General features: G+C 65.4%; 4 protein-coding genes. 1 reads left to right on the forward strand and 3 read right to left on the reverse strand.

Going from position 1 to position 3,428, the window contains the following annotated elements:
- Together JE47_RS0119795 and JE47_RS0119800 are read right to left on the reverse strand one after the other, a co-directional pair.
- The coding region (locus tag JE47_RS0119795) for a Uma2 family endonuclease (RefSeq protein WP_031461401.1) at positions 1–573 on the reverse strand (573 nt) is incomplete at its 3' end.
- Positions 574–923: 350 nt separating this feature from the next.
- Entirely contained in the window at positions 924–2,039 is a 1,116-nt protein-coding gene (locus JE47_RS0119800) for a Uma2 family endonuclease (protein WP_031461398.1), read from the reverse strand.
- Positions 2,040–2,404: 365 nt separating this feature from the next.
- Here JE47_RS0119800 and JE47_RS21465 point away from each other — a divergent pair, with 365 nt between their 5' ends.
- Complete coding sequence (locus JE47_RS21465; protein ID WP_269078005.1) at positions 2,405–2,677, forward strand: winged helix-turn-helix domain-containing protein; 273 nt, start codon at positions 2,405–2,407, stop codon at positions 2,675–2,677.
- A 375-nt stretch (positions 2,678–3,052) separates the two neighbouring features.
- Here JE47_RS21465 and JE47_RS21170 read toward each other — a convergent pair.
- Positions 3,053–3,428: RNA polymerase sigma factor (locus JE47_RS21170; RefSeq protein WP_160173305.1), on the reverse strand; the 376-nt coding region annotated here is incomplete at its 5' end.

Here is a 3,428-nt window from a genome sequence, read left to right on the forward strand (position 1 = left end):
GTCCGACGGTTGCAGCCGGTAGGTCTCCCCCACCAGCCGATAGTCGAGCAACCGGAGCTGCCGCTCCCCCCGCCGTCCAACGTTGTCCACAATCACATACTGCGCCACCCCCGCCCGTGCGTAGTGCGCCACCTTCCACACCACGTCGTTCTCCCGCGTCTCCGGCGAGGTGATTTCAATCATCAACGCCGGTCGCACCCCCTCCTCCGCCACGTCAAACGTGCTCCAGTCGCGCCGCTCGCGCAGTCCCGGAATGACCATCACGTCCGGCCCGTGCGGCCGCAGGTTGGGCACGTCCCACGCCACCCGCACATCACTCAGCACGATGGCCCGCCCGTGCGCTTCGAGCCGGGCGCGCAACACTGCGGTGAGGTACATCCGGTCGGTTTCGTGACGGTCACTGTGCACGATGAAGTCTCCCTCTTCGGGATGCAACACATCTTCGAGGGTGAGCGGCACCGGTTCGAGGTGGTCGGGGTCGTCGGGGGTAGGCCGACGGACGTAGCGCCAGCCGTAGCGGAAGGGGTCGTCGGCCGGTGGCGGCGCCGGTGTGGTGACGGTAGGATGGGTCATCACGATTCCTCCCTGGTGTGGTAGGTGGGTCTGCCGGTATTGTAGCACAGCGCTGGGCAGGGTGCAGGGGCAACGGCGGCAGCGCAACGGGCAGCGGGTGGTGTTTTCCATTCATCGTGTCTTCCTAGGGCTCAAAACGGTGCTCAATAAAGAAAGCGTTTGAGCGGCCAAAAAGTTACACGAAAAAACGCGGCAATTGCGAAGGAAGGCACGGAGTGTATCGGAGATACCGACAGTGGCGAGGGAATGGACACTGCGGTCAGATAGACACGGGTGCAACACCAACGCGAAGGGGTACCTGCGTTGGGCACCTCCGCGTGTTGTCGTCGCATCGGTTGTGGTGTTTGCGCCTACGTCCCCTGTAACCGCTGCAACTTGGCTTCCAATTCACGCAGACGGGATTCAAGCTCGGCCCGCGCTGCCGCTTCCCGCTGGGCCTGTTCCTCCGCCTCCGCCCGCGCTGCGGCTTCGCGTCGGGCCTGTTCCTCCGCCTCCGCCCGTGCGGCCGCTTCGCGTCGGGCTTGTTCCTCCGCCTCGGCCCGCGCTGCCGCTTCGCGTTGTGCTTGTTCCGCTGCTATACGCGCCAGCACTTCCGCCTCGGCCCGCACTGTCGCTTCTCGTTGTGCTTGTTCCGCTGCTATACGCGCCAGCACTTCCGCCTCGGCCCGCGCTGCCGCTTCGCGCTGGGCCTGTTCTTCCGCTGCTCGCGCTCGTGCTTCCGCCTCCGCCCGCGCTGCGGCTTCGCGTCGGGCTCGCGCCTCAGCTTCTGCCGCCTGCTGTACCACCGTCGCGTAGTCGCCAAACGCCGTGCCGTCGTCGGCGTAGCACACCACGTGGTCGCCTTCCACCCCCACCCACAGGTCGGCCAGCTCCAGATACACCCACCCCCGCTCGTCCGGCGGTTGCAGCCGGTAGGTGTCGCCCACCAGCCGATAATCGAGTAACCGGAGCTGTCGCTCTCCTCGCCGTCCAATGTTGTCCACAATCACATACTGCGCCACCCCCGCCCGTGCGTAGTGCGCCACCTTCCACACCACGTCGTTCTCTCGCGTCTCTGGCGAGGTGATTTCAATCATCAACGCCGGTCGCACCCCCTCCTCCGCCACGTCAAACGTGCTCCAGTCGCGCCGCTCGCGCAGTCCCGGAATGACCATCACGTCCGGTCCGTGCGGCCGCAGGTCGGGCACGTCCCACGCCACCCGCACGTCGCTCAGCACGATGGCCCGCCCGTGCACTTCGAGCCGAGCGCGCAGCACTGCGGTGAGGTACATCCGGTCGGTTTCGTGGCGGTCACTGTGCACGATGAAGTCTCCCTCTTCGGGATGCAACACATCTTCGAGGGTGAGCGGCACCGGTTCGAGGTGGTCGGGGTCGTCGGGGGTAGGCCGACGGACGTAGCGCCAGCCGTAGCGGAAGGGGTCGTCGGCCGGTGGCGGCGCCGGTGTGGTGACGGTAGGATGGGTCATCACGGTTACTCCTTGCTGTGGTAGGTGGGTCTGCCGGTATTGTAGCACAGCGCTGGGCAGGATGCAGGGGCAACGGTGGCAGCGCAACGGGCAGCGGGTGGTGTTTCCCATTCATCGTGTCTTCCTGGTGCTCAAAACGGTGCTCGATATAAAAACCGTTTGAGCGGCCAAAAAGTTACACGAAAAAACACGGCAATTGCGGGTGTGGAGCATACCGGTGTGAGCGGTACGAAGCGCCGCTCCGAATAATCGTCTCACCGTACAGCGGATGAAACCTGATCGATGGACGGACGCAGCGCCGCTGCGCCCCAACCGATCTTCTTCTGCGACAGGGTATTCCGGATAGGCTCTTAGAAGCCCGGCTGCTGTCGTCTCTCGCACGGTACAACGGGATGGTGTGCCGGTATCGCGATCTTGCGGTCCACTTGTACCATCGGCGTGACCCTGATCTCAGATGCCTGGTGCAAGCCCGGATGCACTATCTGCGCCGGAAACTGGAGCCGGATCCGCAGCAGACGCGCTATGTGCACACGATGCGCGGGATTGGCTATCGGCTGACGATGACACCGATTGCCAGCAACGGCTCGCCGGAGATGTGCCGGAAGCGGCAACGGGCCGTGCTTATCAAGGGGTGCTGATGGGTGCGGGGCGCCGCGAGGGCGGGTTGCGCGGCCACCGGCTGCCGATGCAGCGACGGACGGGCGTCGTTCACGCATGATGCCGCTGACCATCCCGGTGTCGTGCGTCGTGCAGCGCCTGCCTGCCCCCGCTTGTGGTTGGGGCAGATCGAGCCCCCGCCCCTACCACATCCGACGGTGTACCCTGTTCCAGGCGTATCCCTCCGAGGCAGGACGCACCTCGGAACAGTCCCATCACTTGCTATCGGGAGTGACTCGCCGCGTGCTCACATCTACAATCCTGCCGGGTGCTGTCGGGCAGCACCTGATGGTATCCACGGAGGGGCGGTGTGCGTCCGCCCCTCGCGTAGTGCGACCGGAGATGCTGAACCGGCACTACGCCATCGGTGGCGACGGGAGACGCTCGTCGGGCCGGTCATTGCTGCTCATCCGTTCGCGGAGGAGTTGCACGGCGCGTGTCTGGAGGGCTTTGGTGGCACCCAGCGTGCGTCCGAGCTGGCGGGCGGTCTCCGGCAACGAAAGATGGTACTCAAAGCGCAAGAGCAGCACCTGGCGGTAGGTCGGCGGCAGGCTCGCTAGCGCCATCCGCAGCGCCTGGCTCTCGGCCAAGAGGGTGAGATGGGACTGGCCGTCGTCAGCGCTGTAATCGGCCACGACCATCGCACTGAACGGAATGGTCCGCCCGCGGCGGCGCCGCACATCGATAGCGAGGTTGCGGGCGAGGCGGAAGAGCCAGGCAATGAGCGGCACA

Source organism: Chloroflexus sp. MS-G (assembly GCF_000735195.1).
Classification (GTDB): domain Bacteria; phylum Chloroflexota; class Chloroflexia; order Chloroflexales; family Chloroflexaceae; genus Chloroflexus.